We start from the raw sequence: 1,506 nt of genomic DNA, 5'->3' as shown, positions 1-1,506 counted from the left end.
CCCGGACTCAAGGGATCGACGCAACACCCTGACCTGTGGAGGTTGCGGTGGCGGATCGGGAACGGATGCGGGCGTTGGCGGTGAAGTGGTTTGCTGCGGGAGTCTCGGTGGAGGAGATCGGGATTCGGTTGGGGGTTAAGCGCCGGACGTGTTATGTCCTGTTGGAGGAGGCGGGTCGGCCGGCGGGTCGGCGGCGTGGGCCGGTACCGGCGGTGGACCCGGATGCGGTGGTCGTGGCGTTCGGGCGTGAAGGCACGATCATGGGTGCCGCGGAGGCGACGGGTATCTCGCAGGGACGGGCGCGCTCGATTCTGGTCCGGCATGGTTTCGTGGAGGAACGACCGCGCTCCTATCGTCGTAGAGAGCCGTTGCAGCGGCCGCGGTGGAAACCGGTAGCAGAACGGGACACGCCGCGTCACAAGCGATCTGAGGGCGTTGTAGCGGGGTATGACGAACAGGTGATCACAGCGGATGAGGGTGGGGCGGGGCGGTATCTGAGTTTGGCGGACCGGTTGTTGATCGCCGATCTGCATCATGCGGGGCATTCGTTGCGGGCGATCGGGGCGCGGGTGGGTAAGCATGCCTCGACGATCTCGCGGGAACTCCACCGCCACAGTGACGTTGAGGGACTGTACTTGCCCCACATCGCCCACGACGATGCATTGCGTGGGCGGGCGCGACCGAAGATGACCAAACTGATGGCCTATCCGGCGTTGCATATGGCGGTGTCGATCAAGCTCGCCGAGAAACACTCACCCGAACAGATCGCGGGTGCGTTGCGCCTGGAGTTTCCGGATGATCAATGCATGCAGATCAGTCATGAATCGGTGTATCAGGCGCTCTATCTCCAGGGTCGGGGTGCGTTGAAAGCGCAGATCACGGCCACTTTACGTAGCGGACGTGTCCGTCGTGTGCACCGTGATCAACGCCGCACGCGCGAGCGGTTCGTCGACCCGATGGTGATGATCTCCGATCGTCCGGCCGAGGTTGAGGACCGGGCGGTGCCTGGGCATTGGGAGGGCGATCTGATCACCGGCGCGCATAACAAGTCCGCGATTGGGACGCTGGTTGAACGCAGCACCCGTTACACCGCGTTGCTGTATCTGCCTGATGGTCACAACGCTGAGCAGGTGTGTGCGGCGTTGCAGGACACGATCACTGCGTTGCCCGAGCATCTGCGGAAGTCGTTGACCTGGGATCAAGGGGCGGAGATGGCCAAGCATGCGCAGTTCCGGGTCGCGACCGGTGTCGATGTGTACTTTTGCGATCCGGCGAGTCCGTGGCAGCGGGGAACCAATGAGAACACCAACGGGCTTTTGCGCCAGTACTTTCCGAAAGGAACAGACCTTTCGATCCATGGCCCGGATGAGTTACGCAGAGTCGCCGACGAACTCAATCGCCGACCCCGCAAAACCCTTGGATTCCGCACTCCCGCACACGAACTCAATGAGCTACTCTTAGCACCGAAACAACACGACGGTGTTGCGTCGACCCCCTGAATTCGCC

The 1,506-nt window shown here is 62.5% G+C and carries 1 protein-coding gene; it reads left to right on the top strand.

What is annotated here, in order from left to right; genetic code table 11:
• Positions 1-47: 47 nt before the first annotated feature.
• Positions 48-1,499 (top strand): IS30 family transposase, encoded by a 1,452-nt coding sequence (locus tag ACWDTI_RS27245; protein WP_449741265.1) that lies wholly within the window; start codon positions 48-50, stop codon positions 1,497-1,499.
• The last annotated feature ends 7 nt before the right edge of the window (positions 1,500-1,506 follow it).

Source organism: Gordonia sp. NPDC003424, assembly GCF_053588655.1.
The sequence above is the reverse complement of the archived record's forward strand: the minus strand, read 5'-3'. Positions and strand labels throughout refer to the sequence as shown.